Source organism: Streptomyces sp. 891-h, from assembly GCF_022760275.1.
GTDB classification, from domain to species: domain Bacteria; phylum Actinomycetota; class Actinomycetes; order Streptomycetales; family Streptomycetaceae; genus Streptomyces; species Streptomyces spirodelae.
In genome coordinates this window covers 3,013,217-3,039,532 of record NZ_CP050693.1, presented here as the reverse complement: position 1 = coordinate 3,039,532, position 26,316 = coordinate 3,013,217, and the positions used below count along the sequence as shown (strand labels likewise).

Genomic DNA, 26,316 nt, shown 5'->3' with positions numbered 1-26,316 from the left:
GATGTCAGCGGAGCCGCCTAGGGTGGCGGGCATGCTTCAGGAGAGCGCCGAGGGATCCGGCGGGGCGTCCGAGACGGCGACGCTGCGTGTACTGCGCAGGGTCTTCGGCTACGACGCGTTCCGCGGACAGCAGGAAGCCGCCATCGAACACGTCACGCGCGGCGGCGACGCCGTCGTGCTGATGCCGACCGGCGGCGGAAAGTCGCTGTGCTACCAGATCCCGGCCCTGGTCAGACCGGGTACCGGCGTGGTGATCTCCCCGCTCATCGCACTGATGCAGGACCAGGTGGACGCGCTCCGGGCGCTCGGCGTACGCGCGGGGTTCATCAACTCCACCCTCGACTTCGACCAGCGCCGCGTGGCGGAGGCCGAGTTCCTGGCCGGCGAGCTCGACCTGCTCTACATCGCCCCCGAGCGGCTGCGCCTGGAGGCGACGACGGCCCTGCTGGAGCGCGGCAAGGTGTCGGTCTTCGCCATCGACGAGGCGCACTGTGTCGCCCAATGGGGTCACGACTTCCGGCCCGACTACCTGAATCTGTCGATGCTCGGCGAGCGCTGGCCCGAGGTGCCGCGTATCGCGCTGACGGCCACCGCCACCCGCGCGACCCACCGGGAGATCGTCCAGCGGCTCGGCCTGACGGGCGCACGCGACTTCGTCGCCAGCTTCGACCGGCCCAACATCCAGTACCGCATCGTCCCCAAGCGCGACCCGAGGAAACAGCTGCTGCGCTTCCTCAAGGAGGAGCACCAGGGCGACGCGGGCATCGTCTACTGCCTGTCGCGGAACGCGGTCGAGCGCACCGCCGAGTTCCTGTGCGCCAACGGCATCGAAGCGGTGCCCTACCACGCCGGGCTGGACGCCGGCACCCGTGCCGCGCACCAGTCGCGCTTTCTGCGCGAGGAGGGCCTGGTCGTGGTGGCCACCATCGCCTTCGGCATGGGCATCGACAAGCCGGACGTACGCTTCGTCGCCCACCTGGACCTGCCCAAGTCCGTCGAGGGCTACTACCAGGAGACCGGCCGCGCCGGACGGGACGGCCTGCCCTCGACGGCCTGGCTCGCCTACGGCCTCCAGGACGTGGTCCAGCAGCGCAAGCTGATCGAGAACGGAGAGGGCGACCCGGCCTTCCAGCGCCGGGCGCGGATGCACCTGGACGCCATGCTCTCGCTGTGCGAGACCGTCCGCTGCCGGCGCGGCCAGTTGCTCGCCTACTTCGGCCAGGAGCCGGAGGAGGGAGCCGCCGAGACCTCGTGCGGCAACTGCGACACCTGTCTGACCCCGCCGGAGTCCTGGGACGGCACGGTCCCCGCGCAGAAGGTGCTCTCCACCGTCGTACGGCTCAAGCGGGAGCGCGGCCAGAAATTCGGCTCGGGCCAGATCGCGGACATCCTGCTGGGCCGCAAGACGGCCAAGGTCATCCAGTTCGACCACGACGCGCTGTCCGTCTTCGGGATCGGCACCGAGCTGGGCGAGGCGGAATGGCGCAGTGTCATCCGCCAGTTGATCGCCCAGGGGCTGCTGGAGATCGAGGGCGAGCACGGCACGCTCGTCCTCACCGACACCAGCGCCACGGTGCTGCGCGGCGAGCGGAAGGTGCCGCTGCGCAAGGACCCGGCTCCGGTGAAGGCACCCCGCCAGGGCGCTGCCACGGGCCCCCGCGGTGGGAAGAGCGCGGCCCCGGTGGACCTCCCCGCGGAGGCTCAGCCGCTCTTCGAGGCGCTGCGGGCGTGGCGCACCGAGCAGGCCCGCGAACAGGGTGTGCCGCCGTACATCGTCTTCCACGATGCGACCCTCCGCGAGATTGCGCTTCAGCGCCCCGCCACCTTGCAAGAGCTGAGCGCCATCCCGGGCGTCGGCGAGAAGAAGCTCTCCACTTACGGGGAGGGAGTGCTGGCCGCCCTCGCGGAGTGAGCCCCTCTCTGGGGCTGCGCTTGCCCACCCTGCGCCCTTGGCGCAGACTGCCCAAGCTTCGCGGGGCGGCCCTCACTCACACGCTCGGCTCGACCTTCCCCCGTACCTCGCCCATCCCGATCCGGCCCCCGCCAGGCCCCGGCGCCCAAGCGGTCAGGACCACCTCGTCACCGTCCTCCAAAAACGCTCGCTCCCCCTCAGGAAGCGCCAAGGGCTCCCGTCCACCCCAGGTGAGCTCCAGCAGCGAGCCGCGCTGCTTGTGCTCGGGCCCGCTCACGGTCCCGGACGCGTACAGATCACCCGTACGCAGCGAAGCGCCGTTCACCGTCATATGGGCGAGCTGCTGCGCCGCCGTCCAGTACATGGTGGCGAACGGGGGCTCGGCGATGACATGCCCGTTCAGCTCCACGGTGATGCGCAGGTCGAGCCCGCCGGGCTCGACCTGCTCGGCCGAGTCGTCCAGATACGGCAGCAGCGGGAAATCGCGCTCCGGCGGCGCCACCCGGGCGGCGTCCAATGCGTCCAGCGGGGTGATCCACGGCGAGACGGAGGTGGCGAACGACTTGCCCAGGAAGGGGCCGAGCGGGACGTACTCCCACGCCTGGAGGTCACGCGCCGACCAGTCGTTCAGCAGCGTCACCCCGAACACATGGTCGCGGAATCCGTCCAGCCCGACCGGGCGGCCCAGCTCGCTCGGGGTGCCGACGACGAAGCCGACCTCGGCCTCGATGTCCAGCCGCCGGGAGGGTCCGAAGACGGGCAGCGGCTCGTTCGGCGGCTTGCGCTGCCCCTGCGGGCGCACCACGGGCGTGCCGGAGACGACGACGGTGCCGGCCCGCCCGTGATAACCGATCGGCAGATGCTTCCAGTTGGGGGTCAGCGCGTCCCCGTCGGGGCGGAAGATCCGGCCGACGTTGGTGGCGTGGTGCTCGCTGGCGTAGAAGTCGACGTAGTCGGCGACCTCGAAGGGGAGGTGCAGTTGGACGCCGGAGAGCGGCAGCAGATGGCGTGCCGCGGTCTCGCGGTGCGCTTCGTCGGTGAGCCAGCCGCGCACCTCGCCGCGCACCGCCTGCCAGACGGGGCGGCCGGCGGCCAGCAGCGGGTTGAGCGAGGGCGCTCCCAGCACCTCGGTGTGGGCTGAGCCGAAGGCGGCGGCGGCCGCGCCCAGGTCGAGCACGTCGTCACCGAACCGGACGCCGAGCCGGCGGTGGCCGGGCCGGTCCGGGGTGCTGAAGAGGCCGTACGGAAGGTTGTCCGGGCCGAAAAGGGCACTGTCACTCATGAGGGTCAGGTTATGTGCCGGGGGCCTGTCGTGGGCCTGCCACGGGCTCCTCATTTGCGCCCTTGGAGCCGCGCTCGGAGCCGCCCGCGGACGGCACAGGGGACGACGGTGCGCGACCTGTCCGCTATCCGGAATATACCGGCATGGCGCGCCAAGCGTGGTCTGCTGGGCGGGCGCCGACCGTGATCGTTATGTGACCGGTTACGCTGCCCCAGGAAGGCGAAGAAGACCCGTTACCCGTTGAGAGCCGTTACCCGTTCGTTCCACGTACGCAGACAGGAGTACCCCTCGTGACCGTCGTCGGGCCCTTCGGGCTGAGCGTGCGGGACAAGGCCGTCGAAGCCGATGTCCTGGCCGGGTTGGCGGCCGTCGAGGAGGGCCTCATCGAGGCCACCAAGAGCGACGTGCCCTTCATAACGGAGGCGGCGCAGCACCTGGTGCGGGCCGGTGGTAAACGGTTCCGGCCACTGTTGGTGATGCTCGGCGCCCAGTTCGGCGACCCGCACGCGCCCGGGGTCGTACCCTCCGCTGTGGTCGTCGAGCTGACCCATCTCGCCACGCTCTACCACGACGACGTGATGGACGAGGCGGATGTGCGCCGCGGGGTGCCCAGCGCCAACGCCAACTGGGACAACTCCGTCGCCGTCCTCACCGGTGACTTCCTCTTCTCGCGCGCCTCGCACATACTGGCCGACCTCGGCCCGGAGGCCGTCCGTATCCAGGCACAGGCCTTCGAACGGCTCGTGACCGGCCAGATCTTGGAGACGGCCGGACCCTCCGAAGGCCACGACGCCATCGACCACTACCTCGAGGTGATCGCGGGCAAGACCGGCTCGCTGATCGCCGTCGCCGGCCGCTTCGGCGCGATGATGTCCGGCGCCGACGAGCGGACCGTCTCGGTGCTCACCCAGTACGGCGAGCGCATCGGTGTCGCCTTCCAGCTCGCCGACGACGTTCTCGACATCGCCAGCGACGAACACGAGTCCGGCAAGACCCCCGGCACCGACCTGCGGGAGGGCATCGCGACCCTGCCCGTGCTCTACCTGCGCGCCCGCGCTGCGAGCCCCGACGCGACCCGCGAGGACCGCGAACTGTGCGCGCTGCTCGACGGGGACCTGGGCGACGACGGGCGGCTCACCGAGGCGCTGGCCGCGCTGCGGGTCCACCCCGCCCTGGAGCAGGCCCGCCGCGCGACCGTGCGGTACGCCGACGAGGCCCGCGAGATGCTCGCGCCGCTGCCCGACAACGCCGCCAAGGCCGCGCTGGCCGGGCTGTGCACCGCCGTGGTGGACCGGGCGGGCTGACCGGGCCCGCCTCCTGCGGCCTTCCGCGGTCTTTCGCAGCCCTCTGCTGCCTTCCACTGTCTACGGCTGCCGCTGTCTTCCGCCGCCGAACTGCGGCGGCATCGCGGTGAGATGAACCCTGACCGTTCCCGCTCCGTACCAACCCGCAGGCGGAGGCCCCGTCATCCCGGGGGAGTAGCCGAATGTGCCTCCGTCGGCTGACGCGCCACAGCGCGGGATTTGGTGCCATTGGAAGCACCCACCCCGCACTGATTCGGGTGAGAATGGCGGCCAGGGGTGGACGAGTGCGACCCATGGAGCCGCCGCCGAGCACGGAGGTAGGACAGACAGATGGCACAGATCCAACCGAGGAACCCCCGGCGCAAGGCGGTCCGCTACGGCGTACCGGTCGCTGTGGCCGGGGTCGCCGCCGCGACCGTCGGCTTGGTGCCCGCGCTCGCCAGCTCCGGCGATCCCGACCTGCCCAAGGTCAGCGCCGAAGAGCTGGTGGCCAAGGTGGCCAAGTCCGATGTCGACCACATGTCAGGCACCGTCAAGGTGAGCACCGACCTCGGCCTGCCCTCCCTCCCCGGAGGCGGCGGCAGCGGCGGCGGGGGCGGCGGCTTCGGGGGCGGTCCGCACGGCTCCGGCGAGGGTGCCGGCAAGGACGGCAAGGGCAGCGGGAGCGTCGCCGCACCGAGCAAGAAGCTGTCCGAGCTGGCCTCCGGGGAGCACACCCTCCGCTTCGCCGCGGACGGCCCCGACAAGCAGCGCGTCTCGGTCATGGAGGACGCGGCCGAGTACAGCCTCATCCACAACGGCCGTGAGCTGTGGGCGTACGACAGCGGCAGCAACGCGGCGTGGCACGCGAAGGCGCCCGAGGGCGCCAAGGGCGCGCACGGCGGGTCCGCCAAGCGGTGGCATGGCGAAGAGCCCGATGCGGTGACGCCGCAGAAGGCGGCGAAGCAGGCACTGAAGGCCCTCGACAAGTCCACTTCCGTGACCGTGGACGGCACCGCGAAGATCGCCGGGCGCGATGCCTACCAGCTGGTCATCAAGCCCAAGGGCGCGCCGGACTCCACCATCGAGTCGGTCCGTATAGGGGTGGACGCCGACAACGGGGTGCCGCTCAGGTTCACCCTCACGCCGAAGGACGGCGACAAGCCCGCCGTCGATGTGGCGTACACAAAGGTGGACTTCGGCAAGCCCGACGCGAGCAGCTTCGACTTCACCCCGCCCAAGGGCACCGAGGTCACCGAGGCGAAGCCGCACGAGTCGGCCGGCGGGGACCTGCGCGGCCCCGGCCCGCGGGGCCTCGACGGGCTCACCGGCTCCGGCCTGGAGATCGTCAACGAGTCGGCGAACGACTGGGGCAAGGTCGCCAAGCTCGACACCGGGATGCCCGGCGGACTCGGCGGCCCGCAGTCCGGCGGCAAGGGCGACGCGGACGCCGGGAAGCTGCTGGACAACTTCACCGACGAGGTCAAGGGTGACTTCGGCACCGGCCGGGTCTTCAGCACCCGCCTGGTGAACGCCCTGATGACCGACGACGGCAAGGTCTACGTCGGTGCCGTAACCAAGGACGGCCTGGTCAAGGCGGCGAACAAGGACCACTCGGCCAAGTAGGACGGCCGGCCCGCGAAGACCGAGCAAGACCGAGCAACAACGAGAAGTAACGAGCAACAACGAGAACGAACGAGAAGGAAGAAGGAAGGGGGCATATGACCGAGCCGACCGCCGTGGTGGGGGACGACAGCGCGGTGATCTCGACCCAAGGGCTCACCAAGCGCTACCGCGGTGGTCAGCTCGCGGTCGAAGCCCTCGACCTCTCCGTGCCCCGGGGCAGCGTCTTCGGCTTCCTCGGGCCGAACGGATCCGGCAAGACGACCACCATCCGGATGCTGCTCGGCCTGATCGAGCCCACCGGCGGCACCGCGCGTCTGCTGGGCGAGCCGATGCCCGACGCGGTGCGGCGGGTGCTGCCCCGGGTGGGTGCCCTCATCGAGGGACCCGCGCTCTACGGATTCCTCTCCGGACGGGAGAACCTGCTGCGCTACGACGCGGCCGACCCCACGGCCGATCCGCGTACCCGCGCTGCCAGGGTGGACCGGGCGCTGGAGCGGGTGGGGCTCTCGGCCGCGGCGCGGAAGAAGGCGCGGGCCTACTCGCTGGGCATGAAGCAGCGGCTGGGCCTGGCGGCGGCGCTGCTCCAGCCGCGCGAGCTGCTCGTCCTGGACGAGCCGACCAACGGGCTCGACCCGCAGGGCATGCGGGAGATCCGCTCGCTGGTACGGGAGTTGGCGGGCGACGGCATAACCGTCTTCCTCTCCTCGCACCTGCTGGACGAGATCGAACAGGTCTGCACCCATACGGCCGTCATGCACCGGGGCCGGCTCGTCGTCCAGGGGACCGTCGCCGAGATGGCGGCCGGCGCCCGGGGCAGGCTGACCGTGACCACCCCCGACCCGGTCGAGGCGGCGCGGGTTCTGAAGGAGCAAGGAGTGTCCGACCTGGTCACCGACGGGGAGGAGCTGAGCGGCGACCCGCCGCCCGGCGACCTCGCCGAGCTCAACGCGGCCCTCGTACGGGCCGACGTCCGGGTCCGCGCCTTCGGACTGCGGCGGGCTTCGCTGGAGGACGTATTCGTCTCGCTCACCGGGGAGGGCTTCGATGTCGCAGGCTGAGGCAGCCGGGCCGGTGCACGGCGAACGAGCGCGGACGGAGCCCCGTGCCGTCAGCCCCCTGTGGTCGCTGGGGCTGTTCCGCAGCGAGCTGCTGATCACCTTCCGGCGCTGGCGCACCCTGGCGCTGCTGGCCGTACTGGCGGCCGTACCGGTCCTCGTCGGCATCGCCGTGAAGATCGAGACCAGCGACGGCGGCACCGTGGGGGGCGGCGGGGGAGAGGGCCCGGCCTTCATCTCCCAGATCACCAACAACGGACTGTTCCTGGTCTTCACCTCGCTGGCCGCCACCCTGCCGTTCTTCCTGCCGATGGCGGTCGGCGTGGTGGCCGGGGACTCGGTGGCGGGCGAGGCCGGCGCGGGCACCCTGCGCTATCTGCTGGTCGCCCCGGCCGGCCGGACCCGGCTGCTGCTGGCGAAGCTGACCTCGGTGCTGGCCTTCTGCCTGGCGGCGACCATGACGGTGGCCCTGGCCGCGCTGGTGACCGGAGCGCTGCTCTTCCCCACCGGGGAGGTCACCCTGCTCTCGGGCACCACCGTCTCCTTCGGCGAGGGGCTGCTCCGCGCCCTGGCCATCGCCGCGGCGGTCGCGCTGAGCCTGCTCGGTCTCGCGGCGCTGGGCGTGTTCATCTCCACCCTCACCAACAGCGGTATCGCCGCCATGGCCGCCACGGTGGGGCTGCTGATCACGGTGCAGATCCTCAACACGATCCCGCAGCTGGACGAGGTGCATCCGTATCTGTTCCCGAACTACTGGCTGAGCTTCGCCGACCTGCTGCGGGACCCGGTCTACTGGGACGACCTCCTGAAGAACCTGGGCCTCCAGGCCCTCTACGTCGCGACCTTCGGCTCCGCCGCCTGGGCCCGCTTCAACAACCGGGACGTGACGGCGTAGGGGCCCCGCGCCCCAAAGGGGCGCGGGGAACTGCGCGACCAGCCAAACACAGACCCGCACCCCGCGACGCGCAGCAAGGGGCACCCCCTCACCGGTCGGCCGCCCCCGCGACGGGGGTCTCCGTGGTGGCGGCCTCGTCGGCGGCCTCCGCGACAGCGGCTTCCGCCGCAGCGGCAGCCGCTGCCCGCAATTCCGCGCGCCCGCGCCTCGCGTTCCGCAGCGCGTCCCACGTCAGAATCGTCAGCGCCACCCACACCAGTCCGAACCCGGCGAAGCGCTCCGGCGGCATCTCCTCGTGGAAGACGGTCAGGCCAAGGACGAACATGAAGGCAGGGGCCAGATACTGCAGCAACCCGATGGTGGACAGCGGCAGCCGCACCGCCGCGCTGCCGAAAAAGATCAGCGGCAGCGCGGTCGCCACCCCGGCGCAGGCGAGCAGCAGCGCGTTGCCCACCCCGTCGGAGGTGAACGAGGACTCGCCCTGCGAGCCGAGGTAGACCAGGAAGCCGAGCGCGGGCAGGAACTGCACCGCAGTCTCCGCGCTGAAGCCCTCGACACCGTCCAGCTTCACGTGCTTCTTGATCAGCCCGTACGACGCGAAGCTGAACGCCAGGCAGAGGGAGAGCCAGGGCAGCTTGCCGTAGGCGACGGTCATCACCACGACGGCGGCGGCGCCGATGGCGACGGCGGTCCACTGGGCGACGCGCAGCCGCTCGCGCAGCAGCAGGACGCCGAAGGCTATGGAGACCAGCGGGTTGATGAAGTAGCCGAGGGAGGATTCGAGGACCCGGTCGGAGCTGACGGCCCAGATGAACAGCCCCCAGTTGAGGGAGATCACGGCCGAGGCGAGTACCACCAGGCCCAGCTTCTTCGGCTGGCGCACCAGCGCGCTCACCCAGGACCAGCGGCGCAGCAGCGCGACGATGACCAGTGCGGTCGGCAGCGACCAGACCATGCGGTGGGCGAGCACCTCGGTGGCGCCGATGTCGGCGAGGGCGTGCCAGTACAGGGGCAGCAGCCCCCACATCCCGTACGCCGCGAAGCCGAACAGCAGTCCCGTGCGCTGTGAACTCGGTGTCTGCATGACCCTCCCTGCCTTCTGCCACGGCTGCCCGGCTGCCCGGTGTCCGGCGTGCCGACTTCTCGGAATGTAACGGGAGGCGCCCCCTCTTGTCATTCCCGTTCCGCCCTATGGTCCTGTCGCCCGGCACACAGCCCCGGCACACAGCCCCGGCACACAGCCCCGGCACTCCCCAAAGCCCCGGCACCCGAAGGGCCCGGCACTCCAACGGCCCCAGCACCCGAAAGGGCCCGGCACCCGAAGGTGCCGGGCCCTGTCACAGGCGGGGAAGTCAGCGTCAGCCGACGACCGTCCAGGTGTCGTTGCCGTGCAGCAGCGCGGACAGGTCACCCTTGCCGTTCTGTTCGACGGCGCGTTCGAGCTGGCTCGCCATCTCCGTGTCGTAGACCGGACGCCGTACATCGCGCAGCACGCCGATGGGGGTGTGGTGCAGCGTGTCCGGGTCGGCGAGCCGGGAGAGGGCGAACGCGGTGGTCGGCGAGGCGGTGTGCGCGTCGTGCACCAGCACCTCGGCGGTGCCCTCCTCGCGGACGTCCACGATCCGCAGGTCGCCGGTCGCCCGGTCGCGGACGATGCCCTGGGAGCCAAGACCGTCCTCGGCCGGGGCGCCGAAGCGGATCGGCTCCCCGTGCTCCAGCCGGATGACGGCCTCCTGCGCCTGTTCCTTGTCTTTCAGGACCTCGAAGGCACCGTCGTTGAAGATGTTGCAGTTCTGGTAGATCTCCACCAGCGCCGATCCCGGGTGGTCGGCGGCGGCCCGCAGCACGCTGGTGAGGTGCTTGCGGTCCGAGTCGACCGTACGGGCCACGAACGACGCCTCGGCGCCCAGCGCCAGCGACACCGGGTTGAACGGCGCGTCCAGCGAGCCCATCGGCGTGGACTTGGTGATCTTCCCGGCCTCCGACGTCGGGCTGTACTGGCCCTTGGTGAGTCCGTAGATCCGGTTGTTGAACAGCAGGATCTTCAGGTTCACATTGCGCCGCAGCGCGTGGATCAGATGGTTGCCGCCGATGGAGAGCGCGTCACCGTCACCGGTGACCACCCACACGCTCAGATCGCGCCGCGAGGCCGCCAGCCCGGTGGCGATGGCCGGGGCGCGGCCGTGGATGGAGTGCATCCCGTAGGTGTTCATGTAGTACGGGAAGCGGGACGAGCAGCCGATACCGGAGACGAAGACGATGTTCTCCTTCGCCAGCCCGAGCTCCGGCATGAAGCCCTGGACGGCGGCGAGCACGGCGTAGTCACCGCAGCCGGGGCACCAGCGCACCTCTTGGTCGGACTTGAAGTCCTTCATCGACTGCTTGCCATCGGCCTTCGGCACCAGCGACAGCGCCTCGGACACGGGAGCCGAAGGTGGGGGTGCGGACGTCTCAGCCATGTGCGATGGCCTCCTTGAGTGCGGTCGCGAGCTGCTCGGCCTTGAAGGGCAGACCGCGGACCTGCGTATACGACTGTGCGTCGACCAGGTACTCGGCGCGGATCAGGGTGGCGAGCTGGCCGAGGTTCATCTCGGGGATGACGACCTTCTCGTAGCGCCGCAGCACCTCACCGAGATTCCGCGGGAACGGGTTGAGGTGGCGCAGGTGGGCCTGCGCGATCTCGCCCCCGGCGTTGCGGACCCGGCGCACCGCCGCGGTGATCGGGCCGTACGTCGAGCCCCAGCCGAGCACCAGCAGCCGGGCGTTTCCGTCCGGGTCGCTGACCTCCACGTCCGGTACCTCGACGCCGTCCACCTTGGCCTGGCGGGTGCGGACCATGAAGTCGTGGTTGGCCGGGTCGTAGGAGATGTTGCCGGTGCCGTCCTGCTTCTCGATACCGCCGATGCGGTGTTCGAGCCCCGGTGTACCCGGCACCGCCCAGGGACGGGCCAGGGTGTGCGGGTCGCGCTTGTACGGCCAGAAGACCTCGGTGCCGTCGTCCAGCTCGTGGTTGGGCCCGGAGGCGAACTGGGTCCGCAGGTCGGGCAGCTCGTCCACATCGGGGACCCGCCACGGCTCGGAGCCGTTGGCGAGATAGCCGTCCGACAAGAGGAATACCGGCGTCCGGTATGTGAGAGCGATCCGGGCCGCGTCCAGCGCTGCCGTGAAGCAGTCGGCCGGGGTGGCCGGCGCCACGATCGGCACCGGCGCCTCGCCGTTGCGCCCGTACATCGCCTGGAGCAGGTCGGCCTGCTCGGTCTTGGTCGGCAGACCGGTCGAGGGGCCACCGCGCTGGATGTCGACGATCAGCAGCGGCAGCTCCAGCGAGACCGCGAGACCGATGGTCTCCGACTTCAGCGCCACACCGGGCCCCGAGGTCGTGGTCACCGCCAGCGAGCCACCGAACGCCGCGCCGAGCGCCGCACCGATGCCCGCGATCTCGTCCTCCGCCTGGAAGGAGCGCACCCCGAAGTTCTTGTGCTTGCTCAGCTCGTGCAGCACGTCGGAGGCCGGGGTGATCGGGTACGAGCCGAGGAAGAGCGGCAGGTCCGCCTGCTGAGACGCGGCGATCAACCCGTAGGACAAGGCCAGGTTGCCGGAAATGTTCCGGTACGTCCCCGGCGGGAAGGCGCTGGAAGCGGGCGCGACCTCGTAGGAGACCGCGAAGTCCTCCGTCGTCTCGCCGAAGTTCCACCCGGCACGGAACGCCGCGATGTTCGCCTCGGCGACCGTCGGCTTCTTCGCGAACTTCGACCGCAGGAACGCCTCGGTCTGCTCGGTCGGCCTGTTGTACATCCACGACAGCAGGCCCAGCGCGAACATGTTCTTCGACCGTCCGGCCTCCTTGCGGCCCAGGTCGTACTCCTTGAGCGCCTCGACCGTCAGCGTGGTCAGCGGCACGGGGTGTACGTGGTAGCCGTCCAGCGAGCCGTCCTCCAGCGGGCTGGCGTCGTAGCCGACCTTGGCCATCGCCCGCTTGGTGAACTCGTCCGTGTTCACGATGATCTCGGCGCCACGCGGCAGATCCGCCATGTTCGCCTTCAGCGCCGCCGGGTTCATCGCGACCAGCACATTGGGTGCGTCACCCGGAGTGAGGATGTCGTGATCGGCGAAGTGGAGCTGGAAGCTGGAAACGCCCGGCAGGGTGCCCGCGGGGGCACGGATCTCGGCCGGGAAGTTCGGCAGCGTCGACAGATCGTTGCCGAACGAAGCCGTCTCGGATGTGAAGCGGTCTCCGGTGAGCTGCATACCGTCGCCGGAGTCCCCCGCGAACCGGATGATCACCCGGTCCAGGCGCCGGACCTCCTTGTTGCCGGCGTCCCGTCCGCTGTCCTGGCCCGGTGCGGGGCCGGACTGCCCGGCTGGGCTACTGACCTGACTGGTCACGTTGGATCGGACCTCCCTCAAGGCGGCGGCTCGCTTGCCATCGTACGTTGCTAAGGGTTGCCTTCCCGTGGGTGTTCCCATGGTGGACAGATTTTTGAGACATCCGGGGGCGCTGCTTCCGCCACGGTGCACGCCGTCCCCGCTACGTTCCGCCCCCCTGCTGGAGGGCTCCTCGAAAGAGTTCGGGCTCCATGCCGCCTTCGGGGCCGGTTCCGATCCCGGCTGTCCGGTGCCCTCGGCGCCCGGCGGTGATCCGTGTCACGTACCCCGGGGCGCGTGCGTTCCGCGAGGCTCCGCCGGCGGGGTTCCAGAGTGTGACGCGACTGTCCTCAGCGAGTCCGCCAGGGCCTACACTCCGTGCGTACAGATCGTCGAACGTACACACCGACACAGGACGGGGCAGGCGTGCCGGACTACTTCCACGGCTATGCAGTCGTCGGGCTGGTAGCCGTCGTCGGTGTGCTCTTCGTCTGCGTGGCCTTCGCGGCGGGCCGCCTGCTGCGGCCGGTGGTGCCCACCCCGGAGAAGATGCTGACCTACGAGTGCGGGGTCGACCCCGTCGGCGAGGGCTGGGCGCACACGCAGATCCGCTACTACGTCTACGCGTTCCTGTACGTCATCTTCGCCGTCGACGCGGTGTTCCTCTTCCCCTGGTCCACCGTGTTCGCCGCGCCCGGCTACGGCGCCACCACGCTCGCGGAGATGTTCGTCTTCATCGGCTTCCTGGCCGTCGGCCTGCTGTACGCGTACAAGAAGGGCGTCCTGGAATGGACGTAACGAACACCCCGACTCCCGCTCCTGACGGAACCGCGCGAGCCGAGGGACGCCCCCAGCTCGGCCTGCTCTCGCGGCTGGCGCCCGAACCGATGAAGGTGGTCCTCAACTGGGGACGCCGCTACAGCCTCTGGGTCTTCAACTTCGGGCTGGCCTGCTGCGCCATCGAGTTCATCGCCGCCTCCATGGCCCGGCACGACTTCATCCGGCTCGGCGTCATCCCCTTCGCACCGGGGCCGCGGCAGGCCGATCTGATGGTCGTCTCCGGGACGGTCACCGACAAGATGGCCCCCGCCGTCAAACGGCTGTACGAGCAGATGCCCGAGCCCAAGTACGTCATCTCCTTCGGCGCCTGCTCCAACTGCGGCGGCCCCTACTGGGACTCCTACGCCGTCACCAAGGGCGTCGACCAGATCATCCCCGTCGACGTCTATGTGCCCGGCTGCCCGCCCCGGCCCGAGGCGCTGCTGCAAGGCGTACTGAAGCTCCAGGAGAAGATCGCCGCCGAGTCCACGGCGGACCGCTACACCGGGCGCGGCGCGTACACCGGGAGCGACGCGAACGGCGCCGCCTCCGCCGGGGCTCTCACCAGTGGCCTGGTCGCACCGCCGAAGGCGCCGTCCGCGCCCGAGGCGGCTCCGGACGGTGAAACCGAGGAGGACGGACGGTGACCGAGCCGCCCCAGCACCCCGGCTGGCTGCCACGCCCGGCCGGTGAACTGTTCGGCGAGGGCGCGACGGCCGAGGACGCCTACGGCCTGCTGACCGTCGACGTACCCGCCGACTCCTGGATTCCCGCGCTGACCGCGGCCCGCGACGAGCTGGGCTGCACCTACTTCGACTGGCTCAGCGCCGTCGACGAGCCGGGCACCGGCATCCGGATCTGCGCCCACCTGGCGGCACTGCCCGCTGCGGGCACCCCCGGCGTGCGCCGCTTCGTGCTGCGTACGACGGTCCCGCACGAGGCCCCGGCGCTGCCGACCGCCACCGGTGTCTACGCCGGTGCCGCCTGGCACGAGCGCGAGACCCACGAGATGTTCGGCGTCGACTTCCCCGGACATCCGCACCTGGTGACGCTGCTGCTGCCCGACACCTTCGAGGGACATCCGCTCCGCAAGGACTTCGTGCTGGCGGCCCGCGTCGTCAAGGCGTGGCCCGGCGCGAAGGAGCCCGGCGAGTCGGGGCACGGCGGCCCCAAGCGCCGCCAGATGCTGCCCCCCGGCGTTCCCGACCCCAACGAGTGGGGCCCGCTCAAGGGCCAGCTCCCGCCCGCACCCACCCGCGAGCGCTCCCGCCGCGCCGCCGGTGAGGCGCCGCGCCGCAGCCGCAGCGCGAGCGCCGGCTCGGCCTCTCAGCAGGACGCCGGTGCGGCGGAGCAGGCTGCGGACACCGCACCGCGCAGGCCGCGCCGCGCGCGCAGCGCCGCCGCCGGTTCGGCCTCGCAGCGTGCGGCGGAGACGGGCGAGGCCGCACCCGCTGAGCAGCAAACGCCTCGCTCCACCGACGCCCCCTGGCACCACGCCCAGGAGGAGGAGCGGAACGGCGGGCAGAGCCGGGACGGCGGCGAGCGCGAGCAGCACGAGGACGGGCAGCGCGGCGACGAGCGGCAGCGCGGCGACGAGCAGACCGGCGAGTCGGGGGAGGGAGCCTGATGGACGCCATCGATGTCACCGTCCGCATCCTCGCCGTACTGCTCGCCTTCCTCCTGCTGCCCCTCCTGGTGGGCCAGACCGAGCACAAGGTCATGGCCCATATGCAAGGACGCGTCGGCCCGATGTACGCGGGCGGCTTCCACGGGTGGGCCCAGCTCGTGGCCGACGGGGTGAAGTTCGCCCAGAAGGAGGACGTCGTCCCCGACGGCGCCGACCGCCGGGTCTTCCAGCTCGCACCCGCGCTCGCGCTGATCCCGTATCTCCTCGTCCTGGTCGCGATCCCGGTCGCACCCGGCGGGGGCGTCGCGCAGGTGCTGGACGCCGGGATCTTCTTCGTGCTGGCCGTGATGGGCGTCGGGATTCTGGGCTCGCTGATGGGCGGCTGGGCGTCGGCCAACAAGTTCTCCCTCCTGGGCGGGCTGCGCACCGCCGCTCAGCTGATGGCCTACGAGCTGCCGATGCTGCTCGCCGCCGCCTCCGTCGCCATGGCGGCCGGCACCCTCTCGCTGCCCGGCATCCTCGGGGTGTGGGAGTGGTGGTGGCTGCCCTGGCAGCTGGTGGGGGCCGTCGTCTTCTTCACAGCGGGCCTCGCCGAGCTGCAGCGTCCGCCCTTCGACGCGCCGATCGCCGACTCGGAGATCATCTTCGGCGCGTACACCGAGTACACCGGGCTGCGCTTCGCGCTCTTCCTGCTCGCCGAGTACGCGGGCATCGTCGTCCTCTCCGCGCTCACCGCCGTGCTCTTCCTCGGCGGCTGGCACGGGCCCTTCGCCGACGGCCTGGGCTGGCTGTGGATGCTGCTCAAGACCGGCGTGCTGGCCTTCGGGGTGATCTGGCTGCGGGTCAGCTACCCCCGGCTGCGCGAGGACCAGATCCAGCGGCTGGCCTGGACGGCTCTCGTCCCGCTCGCCCTCTTCCAGATCGCCCTCACCGGCGTCGTCAAGGTGGTGATGTAGCCGTGTCCCACGCCCACTCCGAGGGCGCTCGTTCCGAGGGCACGCCGGCCGGGGCCACCCGGTCCGGAGCCAAGCGCGGAATGTTCGGCTCCGGACTGGCCAAGGGCCTGGCCGTCACCCTCCGGACGATGACCCGGCGCTCGGTCACCGAGCACTACCCGGACACGCAGCCCGAACTGCCGCCCCGCAGCCGGGGCGTCATCGGCCTGTTCGAGGAGAACTGCACCGTCTGCATGCTCTGCGCCCGCGAGTGCCCGGACTGGTGCATCTACATCGACTCCCACAAGGAGACGGTGCCTCCCGCCGCGCCGGGCGGCCGCGAGCGCAGCCGCAACGTCCTCGACCGGTTCGCCATCGACTTCGCCCTGTGCATGTACTGCGGTATCTGCATCGAGGTCTGTCCTTTCGACGCCCTGTTCTGGTCGCCCGAGTTCGAATACGCGGAGACCGACATCCACGAGCTGACCCACGAGCGGGACAAGCTCCGCGAGTGGATGTGGACCGTGCCCGAACCGCCGCCGCTGGACGAGGCGGCCGAGGAGGCCAAGGAGCTGGCGGCGGCCCGCAAGGCCGCCGACAAGGCAGCCCAGGCCGCCGAGGCCGACCGGCTCGCCGCCCACCGGGAGCACCCACCCCAGGAGACCGCCGAGCCCTCCGGCGAGCAGCCGTCACAGGGTTCCACTCCTGAGGCACCCGGCCGGAAGCCGCGCCCCGGCGAGGACTCGCAGGGTGGTGCCCAGTGACCACCCTCTCCGCACTGTCCGCCCCCACGGCGTCGCTCCCCACCGCACCGCTGGCCGCAGGCCACCCCGGCTTCCTCTCACCCACCGGGGTCGAGATCGTCTTCCTCCTCGTCGGGCTCGTCACCCTCGGCGCGGCGCTGATCACCGTGGTCACCAGGCAGCTGGTGCACGCCGCGCTGTGGCTGGTGGTGGCGCTCGGCGGGGTCGCCGTCGAATACCTCCTGCTGACCGCCGAGTTCATCGCCTGGGTGCAGGTGCTGATCTACGTCGGTTCCGTCGTCGTCCTCATCCTCTTCGGCCTGATGCTCACGAGGGCGCCGATCGGACGCTCGCCCGACGCCGACTCCGGCAATCGCTGGATCGCGCTCTCCGTCTCCCTCGCGGCCGCGGCCACTCTCGTCACCGTGGTCGTCGACGCCTTCCGCTCCACCTGGATCGATCTGGACGCGGTCGCCGGAGCGGGCCGTGGCTCCTCCGAGGTGACCGGAGCAGCCCTCTTCCGGCACTGGGTGCTGCCCTTCGAAGCGCTCTCCGTCCTCCTCCTGGCCGCACTCGTCGGCGCCATCGTCCTCTCCCGGCGGGACAAGGCCACCGAACGCACCACCCGGCGGGCCACCGAGCAGCCCTCCCCACAGTCCCCACAGTCCGCCCAGCAGTCCGGGCCCGAGGCCCCCCGGGCCGGTGAGCGCTGATGCACCTCGCCTATCCCGCCGTCCTCGCCGTCCTCCTCTTCTGCGTCGGCCTCTACGGCGTCCTCGCGCGCAGGAACGCCATCCTCGTCCTGATGGCCGTCGAGCTGATGCTCAACGCCGTCAACCTCAACCTCGTCGCCTTCGACGTCTGGCTCCGCGACACCCTGCACGCGGGCCAGGCGCTCACCCTCTTCACCATCGCGATCGCCGCGGCCGAGATCGGCATCGGTCTGGCGATCGTCCTGCTGGTCTACCGCAACCGCGGCAGCTCCGACATCGACAGACTTCGGGACCTCCGCGAGAGCGGCGGCCCATCAGGGGGCGAGCCCAGCGGCGGTTCACGCGATGAGAAGAGTGTGGCACCGGCCACTGACAACGACGCCGAGAACGGCTCCGACCAGCGGATTCAGGGGCCGGCCGCAGGGAGGCGGCACGCGTGAGCACCACGACACTCGCAGCGCTCGTCCCCGTTCTCCCGGCGCTCGGAGCCCTCGCCGGGCTGCTGCTGGGCCGCGGCGCCCCCGGCTTCGTCCGCCCGCTCGCCGTGCTGCCCACCCTCGCCGCCGCGGCCCTCGCGGTCGTGGTCGCGGCCCGGCAGGGCGGAGGCACCCCGCTCCGGGCGGCCACCGAGCTGGCGCCCACCGGCAACGAGGCGCTCCCGATCCAGCTGGCGCTCAACCTCGACGGCTTCGCGGTCCTGGTCGCCGTCCTCGTCGGTGTCGTCGCCACCTGCGTGCAGCTCTACTCCACCGGCTATCTGCGCGACGACCCGCGCTACTCCTCGTACGCCGCGCTGGTCTCGCTCTTCACGGCCGCGATGTTCCTCGTCGTCTACAGCGACGATCTGATCGTGCTGCTCGTCGGCTGGGAGGTCATGGGCATCTGCTCGTACTTCCTGGTCGGGCACTACTGGGAGACCCCGGCGGCGCGGGCCGCCTCCCTCAAGGCGTTCCTCGTCACCAAACTGGGTGACGTTCCCTTCCTCATCGGCATTCTGGCGCTCGCCTCCGAGATGGGCAGCTTCCGCATCAGCACGGTCGTCACCCGTCTCACCTCCAGCCTCTCCGGCTTCGAGCTGACACACCCCACACTGATCGCGCTGCTGCTGCTGGCCGGCGTCGCGGGCAAGTCGGCGCAGCTGCCACTGCACTCCTGGCTGCCGGACGCGATGGCGGGCCCGACGCCGGTCTCGGCGCTGATCCACGCCGCCACCATGGTCGCGGCGGGCATCTACTTCGTGGCCAGGCTGCTGCCCGTCTTCACCGCGTCCACAGCGGCGCTCATCGTCCTCGCGGCGCTGGCTGCGCTCACCATGACCGGCTCGGCACTGGCCGCGCTCGCCCAGGACGACATCAAACGCGTACTCGCCTACTCGACCATCAGCCAGCTCGCCTACATGGCAGCCGCGCTGGCCGTCGCCGACCGGGGCGCCGCCGTCTTCCACCTGCTCACCCACGGTGCGTTCAAGGCGCTGCTCTTCCTCGCGGCCGGAGTCGTCATCCACGCGGCGGGTACCAACTCGCTGACCGTGATGGCCCGTACCAGCGGCCTCGCCAAGCGGGCGCCGGACGCCTTCTGGACGATGACCATCGCGCTGCTGGCGCTGGCGGCCGTCCCGCCGTTCTCCGGTTTCTTCTCCAAGGAGGCCGTGCTGGCCGCCGCCGAGCACGCCGCCTTCGGCGAGGCGCACGCGCCGTTCGGGGGAGCGCACGCGATCCCGGCGAGCGCGGGCTGGATCGTCCTCGTCGCGGGCCTGGTCACCGCCCTGCTCACCGCCGCCTACGCGGCGCGGCTGTGGCTGCTGGCCTTCCGGGGCGCGTCCGCCGTGGCCCCGCTCGCCGTCAAGAGCGAGAAGGCCGCCGAACACGTCCCCGAAGAGGTGCCGCAGCAGGCGCCCGAGACCGAGCTCGCCACCCCGGGACCGGCGCACGGACCCGCCGAGCGCGACGGGCACGCCCACCGGCCCGCACCCGCCGTCATGACCTCCGTCCTGTGGGTGCTGGCGCTGCCTTCCCTCGTCCTCGGGCTGGCTTTTCTCGTACTGCCCGACTGGTTCGACGACGCGTCCCTCAAGCCCACGTTGACCACCTCCGTGCTCGCCACCGGAGTGGCACTGGTGGGTGGCCTCCTCACCTACGCGACCTGGCGGCACAGCAGCGCGCTGGCCGCACTCCATCCGGAACACGACGCCGACCCCGGGGTACTGCTCCTCGGACCGCTCCACAGGCACGCGGCGGCCGGCTTCCACCTGGACGCGCTCTACAGCGCCGCAGTCGTACGCCCCGTCCAGAGCGCCGCACGACTGGTGCGCTTCTTGGACCGCGAGGTGGTCGACGCCTACGTGTCCGGTGCCGGACGCGGTTCGCGGCTGCTCGGGGCCGCCGTCCGGCGCGCCCAGACGGGCAATGTGCAGACCTACCTCGGGGCGCTGCTGACGGGTTCCCTGGTGCTCGCCGTCATCACCGTGCTGGCCGTGACCGGAAACGGAGGGGCGTGACGTGATCCCGCTCGACGACACCGCCCTGCGGGCGCTCCTGATCGCCGTCGTCGTCCTGCCGCTGCTCGGTGCGCTCGCCGCACTGCTGCCGGCGCCGCCCGGCCTGCGCGGCCGCGGCCCGGACCAGGCGGTACTGCGGCACGGGGTGACCGTCACCGGCGCCGTACTCGTTCTCACCGTCCTGCTGGCCGTCGGCTTCGACCACGACCGGCCGGGCACCATGCAGGCCGAGTCGGACGTCAGCTGGATTCCTGCCCTGGGCGTGCGGCTGCACCTGGGCACCGACGGCGTGTCGCTGCCGCTGCTCGTCCTCACCGCACTGCTGACGTTCCTGTGCGCGCTCTACAGCTACGCCAAAATGCCGCAGGGGCCGAGCCCCAAGGCGTTCGTCGCACTGCTGCTCCTGCTGGAGTGCGGAACGCTCGCCACGTTCGCCGTGCTCGACCTGATGCTCTTCTTCCTGGCGTTCGAGACGGTGCTCGTCCCGATGTACTTCCTCATCGCCCGGTGGGGCGGCGAGGGCAGGGGCCCGGCGGCGTGGAAGTTCGTCCTGTACACGCTCCTCGGCTCCGTGGTGATGCTGCTCGGGCTGCTGGTGCTCGGCCTGAACGCCGGCACGTTCGACATGGTGCGACTCGCCGAAGCGCACGGGTCGGGCCTGGGCCACACCACCCAGGTGATCGCAGCCCTGGCCATCGGCCTCGGCCTGGCCGTCAAGGCGCCCATGTGGCCGCTGCACAGCTGGCTCCCCGACGCGCACACGGCGGCGCCCACCGTGGGCTCCGTCCTGCTGGCGGGCGTGCTGCTGAAAATGGGCACCTACGGGTTCGTACGGATCGTGCTGCCGGGCGTGCCGGACGGTGCGCACACGTTCGCTCCCTACCTGGCCGCGTTCGCCGTCGCGGGCATCATCTACGGATCGCTCGCCTGCCTCGCCCTCGCGAAAATGGGCGCCAAGGGCGACCTCAAGCGGCTGATCGCGTACTCGTCCGTGGGCCACATGGGCTTCGTCCTGCTGGGCATCGCCACGCTCACCCACACGGGTGTCAACGGCGCCCTCTACGCGAACCTCGCGCACGGCCTCGTCACCGGCCTGCTGTTCTTCCTCGTCGGCGCGCTCAAGGACCGTACGGGCACCAGTGACCTCGACACCCTGGCCGGCACCACCGGGGGCGCCCTCTACGGGAGGGCGCCACGCCTCGGCGGGCTGCTCGCCTTCGGCGCGGTGGCCTCCCTGGGGCTGCCCGGGCTGGCCGGCTTCTGGGGCGAGTTGCTGGCCCTGCTGGGCGCCTATCACCCGGCGGCGGGACTCAGCAGGCCCGCCTTCCTGGTGTTCCTGGCCCTCGGCGCCCTGGGCACCCTGCTGACCGCCGCGTATCTGCTCCTCGTGGTGCGCCGCGTGTGCATGGGCGACCCTGCCGAAGCTCGCACGGAGGGCCTGGCCACAGTGCCGGATGTGCGCGGTTACGAGTACGCCGCATGGACGCCCCTGGTCGTCCTCACCGTCGTCGCCGGCCTGTGGCCAGGGGCCCTCCTCGGACTGATGGACCCGGCCGTTCAGAGCCTGCTGCCAGGAGTGACCCGATGACAGCGCTCACCGCACCACAGGACGCCCACGCGCACGGTGTCGAGCTCGCCGCGGGCGGCCACCTCGTGCAGAGCATCGACTGGGCGGCCGTCGCACCGCCCGTCATCGTCGCGCTCGCCGCGCTGGTCGTCCTGGTGGCCGATCTGTTCCTGGCCGAGCGCCTCAAGGGGCTGCTCGGATGGCTGTCGGCCCTCGCGCTGGGCAGCGCAGGGCTGACGCTGCTGCCGCTGATCGGTGACGACCGCACCACCTTCTGCCTCACCTCGGCGAGCCGCGACTGCAGCTACGTCGCGGACACCTTCGCCCTCACCGTCCAGCTCCTCGTCCTGGGCGGCGCCTTTGTGACCGCGCTGCTGTCCATCACAGCCGTACGCCAGGAACAGCTGCCCGCGGGGGAGTTCTGGTTCCTGCTGCTCTCCTCGGCGTCCGGCGCTGCGCTGCTGCCCGCCTCACGCGACCTGGCGACCCTCGTCGTCGCCCTGGAGGTCGCCTCGCTCCCGGCGTTCGCGCTGGTCGGCCTGCGGCGCGGCGAGCGGCTCTCGTCCGAGGCGGCGCTGAAGTTCTTCCTGTCCTCCGTCACGGCCACTGCCGTGATGCTGCTGGGCGTCAGCTTCGTCTACGCCGCCACCGGCAGCATGCATCTGGGCACCGTCGCGCAGGCGCTGCCCGAAGCCGACAGCCGGCTGAGCACTCTGGCCGCCACAGGAGTGGCGCTCACCCTGGTGGGCTTCGCCTTCAAGACCGCCGCCGCACCGTTCCACTTCTGGGTGCCGGACACCTATGTGGGCGCACCGGTGCCGGTCGCCGCCTATCTGTCGGTCATCGGCAAGGCGGCGGGCTTCTCCGGGCTGATCCTGGTCGCCGTACGGGCCTTCCCTTCGTACGCGGACGCCTGGGGGCCCGCGCTGGCGGTGCTCGCCGCACTGACGATGAGCGTCGGCAACCTGGGCGCACTGCGTCAGCGCGCCGACCGCGCCCATGGAGCCGTCCGGCTGCTCGCCTGGTCGTCGGTCGGACAGGCGGGCTATCTGCTCGTCCCGATCGCCGCCGCCGGATACGCGGACGAGCCGGACCGCGCGGTCGGCGCGACGCTCGCCTACGCGCTGATGTACGCCGTCGTGAACCTGGGCGCGTTCGCTGTCGTCGCCGCCGTCCAGCCGCACGGTTCGGACGGCCGTCTGGCGGACTACCGCGGCCTGGCCAGGACGCACCCGCTCGCCGCCGCTGCGCTCGCCTTCTTCCTGCTGTGCCTGGCCGGACTGCCGCCGGGTGTCGTCGGGCTGTTCGCGAAGGTCACCGTCTTCCAGGCGGCCGTGGACGCGGGCCTGGGCTGGCTCGCCGTCGTGATGGCCCTCAACGTGGTCATCGCCCTTGTGTACTACCTCACATGGACGGCGCTGCTCTTCCGCCCCGTCGCCGCCGCGCCGGCCGCTGAGGCGCCCGGCGGGGTGGGCGGTGAGGTGCCCGGCGAAATGGCCGCCGGGGTGGCCGCCGGGGTGGCCGCCGGGCAGGCAGCGGCAGCGGCCCCCGCTCTCCCGCGCCTCTCCCTGCCCCTCACGGTGACTGTCGCGCTGACCGGGGCGCTCGCCCTGGCCGCCTCCGGGGCACCGCAGCTGGTGCTCAGGTTCGCCGGTACCGCGCTGTTCTGAGCGCTCGCGCCGGGAGGGCACACCGGAACCGCACCGGAAGCTCACCGGGGGAACTGAGAACGCCCACTCTCCGTTGACGAAAACGGGAGGGTCCACTGGACGGGGCTGCTGAGGGCGGAAGGTCTGCCCGGCTCAGGGCTCCGCGGCACCATCTGGAGGGCGTACCGTGCACCGCCGGCACAACGGGCTGAGGACAGCTCTGCTCCTCGGAGGGCTGTCCGCTCTCATCGTCGTCATCGGGAGCTTCTTCGGCACCACCGGCCTGGTGATCGCACTCCTGGTCGCGCTGGGCACCAACGCCTACGCGTACTGGAACAGCGACAAGCTCGCGCTGCGCGCCATGCGGGCCCGCCCGGTCAGCGAGTTCGAGGCCCCGCAGTTGTACCGCATGGTCCGGGAGCTGTCCACGGCCGCGCGGCAGCCCATGCCGCGGCTCTACATCTCGCCCACCCAGGCACCCAACGCCTTCGCCACCGGCCGCAATCCGCGCAACGCCGCCGTGTGCTGTACGGACGGCATCCTGCGCCTGCTGGACGAGCGCGAGCTGCGCGGCGTCCTGGGCCACGAGCTCAGCCACGTCTACAACCGGGACATCCTCATCTCCTCCATCGCGGGCGCCCTGGCCTCCGTGGTGCTGTTCCTGGTCAACTTCGCCTGGCTGATCCCCTTCGGGCGCTCCGACGACGACGAGGGGCCGGGCCTGTTCGGCATGCTGCTGATCATGCTGCTGGGCCCGCTCGCCGCCTCCCTCATCCAGCTCGCCGTCTCCCGCTCCCGCGAGTACGAGGCGGACGCCTCCGGCGCGCAGCTCACCGGCGACCCCCTGGCGCTCGCGTCTGCGCTGCGCAAGCTGGAGGCGGGCACGGCACAACTGCCCCTGCCGCCGGAGCCCCGGCTGGAGACCGCGAGCCATATGATGATCGCCAACCCCTTCCGCAGGGGCGAGGGCGGGATGACGAAACTTTTCTCCACCCACCCGCCGATGGGGGAGCGTGTCGCCAGACTGGAGAAGATGGCAGGCTGGCGAGAGTGAGAACTCTCCTCAACCTCATCTGGCTGATCCTGTCGGGCCTGTGGATGGCTCTCGGCTACGTCCTGGCCGGAGTCGTCTGCTGCATCCTGATCATCACGATCCCCTGGGGCCTGGCGTGCTTCCGTATCGCCGCCTACGCCCTGTGGCCGTTCGGCAGGACGGTCGTGCAGCGCCCGGACGCGGGGGCCGCGTCCGGCGCGGGGAACATCGTCTGGCTCGTCTTCGCGGGCATCTGGCTCGCGATCGGCCACATCACCATGGGCGCGGCGCTCTGCGTGACCATCATCGGCATCCCCTTCGGCCTGGCCCACTTCAAGATGATCCCGGTCTCGCTGATGCCCCTGGGCCGCGAGATCGTCCCCAGCGGCACCCAGGCGGCCTACCCGGGATACCGCTGGTAGGGCGCTCACACCCCCCCCGCTCGGCCACGGCACAGGCCGGAGCCGAGCGGGCCGACGACGCTCCGGGCCCCCGTGACGCTCCACGCCCCCGGTGAGGGTTCACGCGCCCGATCGACGACGTACGCGCCCGATGACGACGTGGGCGCCCCGGCGGCAGGCCCGCGAGCGAGTCCGAGGCCGCACCGAGACGCACGGGGTGCACCGAGACGCCTCAAGGTCCACCGAGACGCACCGAGACGCACCGAAGGGCGACCGAGGTGCACCGAGACGCACCGAGGTGGTGGGCGAACCTCAGCGGAAGTTCACGTACTGCAGGGCGAAGTCGAAGTCCTTGCCCTTGAGCAGTGCGATGACTTCCTGAAGGCTGTCCCGGCTCTTGGAGGTCACCCGCAGTTCGTCGCCCTGCACCTGGGCCTTGACGCCCTTGGGTCCCTCGTCCCGGATCACCTTCGCGACCTTCTTCGCGTTCTCCTGGGAGATGCCCTCCTGGAGCGACGCGGAGATGCGGTACTCCTTCCCGGAGGCCTGCGGCTCCCCGGTGTCCAGCGCCTTCAGGGAGATGCCGCGCTTGATCAGCTTGGACTGGAAGATGTCGAGCACGGCCTTCACTCGCTCCTCCGAGTTCGCCCGCATCTCGATCCGCTCGCCCGACCACGCGATGGAGGCGTCCACACCCTTGAAGTCGTAGCGCTGGGAGATCTCCTTCGCGGCCTGGTTCAGCGCGTTGTCGACCTCCTGCCGCTCGACCTTCGAGACGATGTCGAAACTGGAGTCGGCCATGGTGAGTTGGCTCCTCGTACATAGATCCGGCAGAAAACGGCCCACTAGGGCCGTGCGCAAAGCCTAGCCACCCGCATCGGCGGCCCGGCTCCGGCTGGCGAGGGGCGTCGCGAGCAGCACCCGAGGGGCCGTTGGGCGGACACGTCCGGCGGCTCTCCCCCGACTGATCAACCGGGTGGCGAACCACCCCCGGCCATCGGGTATGGTTTACACTGTTGCCACGGCGCACCGCCCCGGGCGGGGTGTCGGGCAGCAATCCCAGGCGGTGTGCCCGAGCGGCCAAAGGGAGCAGACTGTAAATCTGCCGGCTCAGCCTTCCTAGGTTCGAATCCTAGCGCCGCCACAGCAGGAAGCGGCCCCCTCGCGTCAGCGTGAGGGGGCCGCTTTCGTTGGTGGCTGTGTCGGTTGTGGGGGCCCCGGCTGGGTCAGCCGGCTTCTACTCCGGTGATCTCGGCGATGGCCTCCGGGATCGGCATGTGGCCGCCCACCAGTTCCAGGGTCAGGCCGGCGGTGCGGGGTTCGTCGAGGAGTGCCAGGAGGACGGCTGCGACGTCGTCCCTGGTCACCTCGGAGCGGCCGGTCTCGGGGGCGAGGTGGACGCGGCCGGTGCCGGGGTCGTCGGTCAGTCGGCCGGGGCGCAGGACCGTCCAGTCGAGGCGGTCGCGGGCCCGCAGGTCGTCGTCGGCTGCGCCCTTGGCGCGCAGGTAGTCGGCGAAGACGGGGTCCATGCCCTCGGGGGTGCCGCGCAGTGCGGCGTCGGCGCGCATCGCGGAGACCATCAGATAGCGCCGTACGCCCGCTGCCTCGGCGGCGTCCGCGAACAGTACGGCTGCCTTGTGGTCGACCGTCTCCTTGCGTGCGCTGCCGCTGCCGGGGCCGGCTCCGGCAGCGAAGACGGCCGCGTCGGCGCCCTCCAGATGCCGGGCGACCTCTTCGACGCTCGCCGTCTCCAGGTCGCACACGACGGGTTCGGCGCCCGCCGCCAAGAGGGCGCTCGCCTGTTCGGGGCGGCGCACGATGCCCGCCACTCCGTCCCCGCGCCCGGCGAGCAGCCGCTCCAGCCGCAGCGCGATCTGACCGTGTCCACCAGCGATGACTGTGCGCATGTCTCGA

The 26,316-nt window shown here is 71.2% G+C and carries 23 protein-coding genes and 1 tRNA gene; 18 read left to right on the top strand and 6 right to left on the bottom strand.

All coding sequences use genetic code 11. The features are described from left to right. Positions 1–31: 31 nt before the first annotated feature. Positions 32–1,912 carry a DNA helicase RecQ gene (recQ, locus tag HC362_RS13130; RefSeq protein WP_243084108.1) on the top strand — a complete coding sequence of 627 codons (1,881 nt, stop codon included), beginning with the start codon at positions 32–34 and terminating at the stop codon, positions 1,910–1,912. A 76-nt stretch (positions 1,913–1,988) separates the two neighbouring features. On the opposite strand, the gene fahA is transcribed toward recQ, so the two are convergent. Then, positions 1,989–3,194, bottom strand: coding sequence for a fumarylacetoacetase (gene fahA / locus HC362_RS13125; protein ID WP_243084107.1), 1,206 nt, complete (start codon positions 3,192–3,194; stop codon positions 1,989–1,991). 290 nt (positions 3,195–3,484) lie between these two features. Between fahA and HC362_RS13120 the strand changes: the two genes are divergently transcribed. The 4 genes from HC362_RS13120 (at position 3,485) to HC362_RS13105 (ending at position 8,053) form a co-directional block, all read left to right on the top strand. Continuing rightward, entirely contained in the window at positions 3,485–4,498 is a 1,014-nt protein-coding gene (locus HC362_RS13120; RefSeq protein WP_243084106.1) for a polyprenyl synthetase family protein, read from the top strand. Positions 4,499–4,828: 330 nt separating this feature from the next. Next, entirely contained in the window at positions 4,829–6,103 is a 1,275-nt protein-coding gene (locus HC362_RS13115; protein ID WP_243084105.1) for a DUF2092 domain-containing protein, read from the top strand. 95 nt (positions 6,104–6,198) lie between these two features. Beyond that, positions 6,199–7,161 carry an ABC transporter ATP-binding protein gene (locus HC362_RS13110; RefSeq protein WP_243084104.1) on the top strand — a complete coding sequence of 321 codons (963 nt, stop codon included), beginning with the start codon at positions 6,199–6,201 and terminating at the stop codon, positions 7,159–7,161. Continuing rightward, positions 7,148–8,053 carry an ABC transporter permease gene (locus HC362_RS13105; RefSeq protein ID WP_243084103.1) on the top strand — a complete coding sequence of 302 codons (906 nt, stop codon included), beginning with the start codon at positions 7,148–7,150 and terminating at the stop codon, positions 8,051–8,053. The genes HC362_RS13110 and HC362_RS13105 overlap by 14 nt, the downstream gene beginning before the upstream one ends. A gap of 88 nt (positions 8,054–8,141) precedes the next feature. On the opposite strand, the gene rarD is transcribed toward HC362_RS13105, so the two are convergent. The 3 genes from rarD to HC362_RS13090 form a co-directional block, all read right to left on the bottom strand. Continuing rightward, on the bottom strand, positions 8,142–9,137 hold the full coding sequence (rarD, locus tag HC362_RS13100; protein WP_243084102.1) for an EamA family transporter RarD: 996 nt from the start codon (positions 9,135–9,137) through the stop codon (positions 8,142–8,144). Between the two features lie 274 nt (positions 9,138–9,411). Further along, positions 9,412–10,512 (bottom strand): 2-oxoacid:ferredoxin oxidoreductase subunit beta, encoded by a 1,101-nt coding sequence (locus HC362_RS13095; RefSeq protein ID WP_243084101.1) that lies wholly within the window; start codon positions 10,510–10,512, stop codon positions 9,412–9,414. Continuing rightward, the gene (locus HC362_RS13090; protein WP_243084100.1) at positions 10,505–12,439 is read right to left on the bottom strand and encodes a 2-oxoacid:acceptor oxidoreductase subunit alpha; all 1,935 of its coding nucleotides are present in this window, start codon (positions 12,437–12,439) and stop codon (positions 10,505–10,507) included. Before HC362_RS13090 ends, HC362_RS13095 begins: the two co-directional genes overlap by 8 nt. 405 nt (positions 12,440–12,844) lie before the next feature. Between HC362_RS13090 and HC362_RS13085 the strand changes: the two genes are divergently transcribed. From HC362_RS13085 to HC362_RS13030, 12 genes are all read left to right on the top strand, one after another. Continuing rightward, positions 12,845–13,216, top strand: coding sequence for an NADH-quinone oxidoreductase subunit A (locus HC362_RS13085; protein WP_243084099.1), 372 nt, complete (start codon positions 12,845–12,847; stop codon positions 13,214–13,216). Next, a complete protein-coding gene (locus tag HC362_RS13080) occupies positions 13,207–13,884 on the top strand; it encodes an NADH-quinone oxidoreductase subunit B (protein WP_243084098.1) in 678 nt (225 codons plus the stop codon). Before HC362_RS13085 ends, HC362_RS13080 begins: the two co-directional genes overlap by 10 nt. Continuing rightward, positions 13,881–14,864 carry an NADH-quinone oxidoreductase subunit C gene (locus HC362_RS13075; RefSeq protein ID WP_243084097.1) on the top strand — a complete coding sequence of 328 codons (984 nt, stop codon included), beginning with the start codon at positions 13,881–13,883 and terminating at the stop codon, positions 14,862–14,864. The genes HC362_RS13080 and HC362_RS13075 overlap by 4 nt, the downstream gene beginning before the upstream one ends. Then, a complete protein-coding gene (locus HC362_RS13070; protein WP_243088533.1) occupies positions 14,861–15,820 on the top strand; it encodes a complex I subunit 1 family protein in 960 nt (319 codons plus the stop codon). The genes HC362_RS13075 and HC362_RS13070 overlap by 4 nt, the downstream gene beginning before the upstream one ends. An 80-nt stretch (positions 15,821–15,900) precedes the next feature. Then, complete coding sequence (locus tag HC362_RS13065; RefSeq protein ID WP_243088531.1) at positions 15,901–16,563, top strand: NADH-quinone oxidoreductase subunit I; 663 nt, start codon at positions 15,901–15,903, stop codon at positions 16,561–16,563. Positions 16,564–16,577: 14 nt separating this feature from the next. After that, positions 16,578–17,255: an NADH-quinone oxidoreductase subunit J gene (locus tag HC362_RS13060; RefSeq protein ID WP_243088529.1), complete on the top strand. Its 678-nt coding sequence runs from the start codon at positions 16,578–16,580 to the stop codon at positions 17,253–17,255. Continuing rightward, on the top strand, positions 17,255–17,695 hold the full coding sequence (nuoK, locus tag HC362_RS13055) for an NADH-quinone oxidoreductase subunit NuoK (RefSeq protein ID WP_243084096.1): 441 nt from the start codon (positions 17,255–17,257) through the stop codon (positions 17,693–17,695). Before HC362_RS13060 ends, nuoK begins: the two co-directional genes overlap by 1 nt. Next, on the top strand, positions 17,692–19,752 hold the full coding sequence (locus tag HC362_RS13050) for an NADH-quinone oxidoreductase subunit L (protein ID WP_243084095.1): 2,061 nt from the start codon (positions 17,692–17,694) through the stop codon (positions 19,750–19,752). The genes nuoK and HC362_RS13050 overlap by 4 nt, the downstream gene beginning before the upstream one ends. Before the next feature lies 1 nt (position 19,753). After that, on the top strand, positions 19,754–21,340 hold the full coding sequence (locus HC362_RS13045; RefSeq protein WP_243084094.1) for an NADH-quinone oxidoreductase subunit M: 1,587 nt from the start codon (positions 19,754–19,756) through the stop codon (positions 21,338–21,340). Next, positions 21,337–22,989, top strand: a complete 1,653-nt coding sequence (locus HC362_RS13040; RefSeq protein WP_243084093.1) for an NADH-quinone oxidoreductase subunit N — start codon at positions 21,337–21,339, stop codon at positions 22,987–22,989. The genes HC362_RS13045 and HC362_RS13040 overlap by 4 nt, the downstream gene beginning before the upstream one ends. Positions 22,990–23,155: 166 nt before the next feature. Then, complete coding sequence (gene htpX / locus HC362_RS13035; protein ID WP_243084092.1) at positions 23,156–24,022, top strand: zinc metalloprotease HtpX; 867 nt, start codon at positions 23,156–23,158, stop codon at positions 24,020–24,022. Then, positions 24,019–24,423 carry a YccF domain-containing protein gene (locus HC362_RS13030; RefSeq protein ID WP_243084091.1) on the top strand — a complete coding sequence of 135 codons (405 nt, stop codon included), beginning with the start codon at positions 24,019–24,021 and terminating at the stop codon, positions 24,421–24,423. The genes htpX and HC362_RS13030 overlap by 4 nt, the downstream gene beginning before the upstream one ends. A 291-nt stretch (positions 24,424–24,714) precedes the next feature. On the opposite strand, the gene HC362_RS13025 is transcribed toward HC362_RS13030, so the two are convergent. Next, the gene (locus tag HC362_RS13025; RefSeq protein ID WP_209267009.1) at positions 24,715–25,203 is read right to left on the bottom strand and encodes a YajQ family cyclic di-GMP-binding protein; all 489 of its coding nucleotides are present in this window, start codon (positions 25,201–25,203) and stop codon (positions 24,715–24,717) included. A gap of 261 nt (positions 25,204–25,464) precedes the next feature. On the opposite strand from HC362_RS13025, the gene HC362_RS13020 reads away from it, so the two are divergent. After that, positions 25,465–25,546 (top strand) — tRNA-Tyr (locus tag HC362_RS13020). A gap of 82 nt (positions 25,547–25,628) precedes the next feature. On the opposite strand, the gene HC362_RS13015 is transcribed toward HC362_RS13020, so the two are convergent. After that, a complete protein-coding gene (locus HC362_RS13015) occupies positions 25,629–26,309 on the bottom strand; it encodes an NAD(P)H-binding protein (protein WP_243084090.1) in 681 nt (226 codons plus the stop codon). Positions 26,310–26,316: the final 7 nt, after the last annotated feature.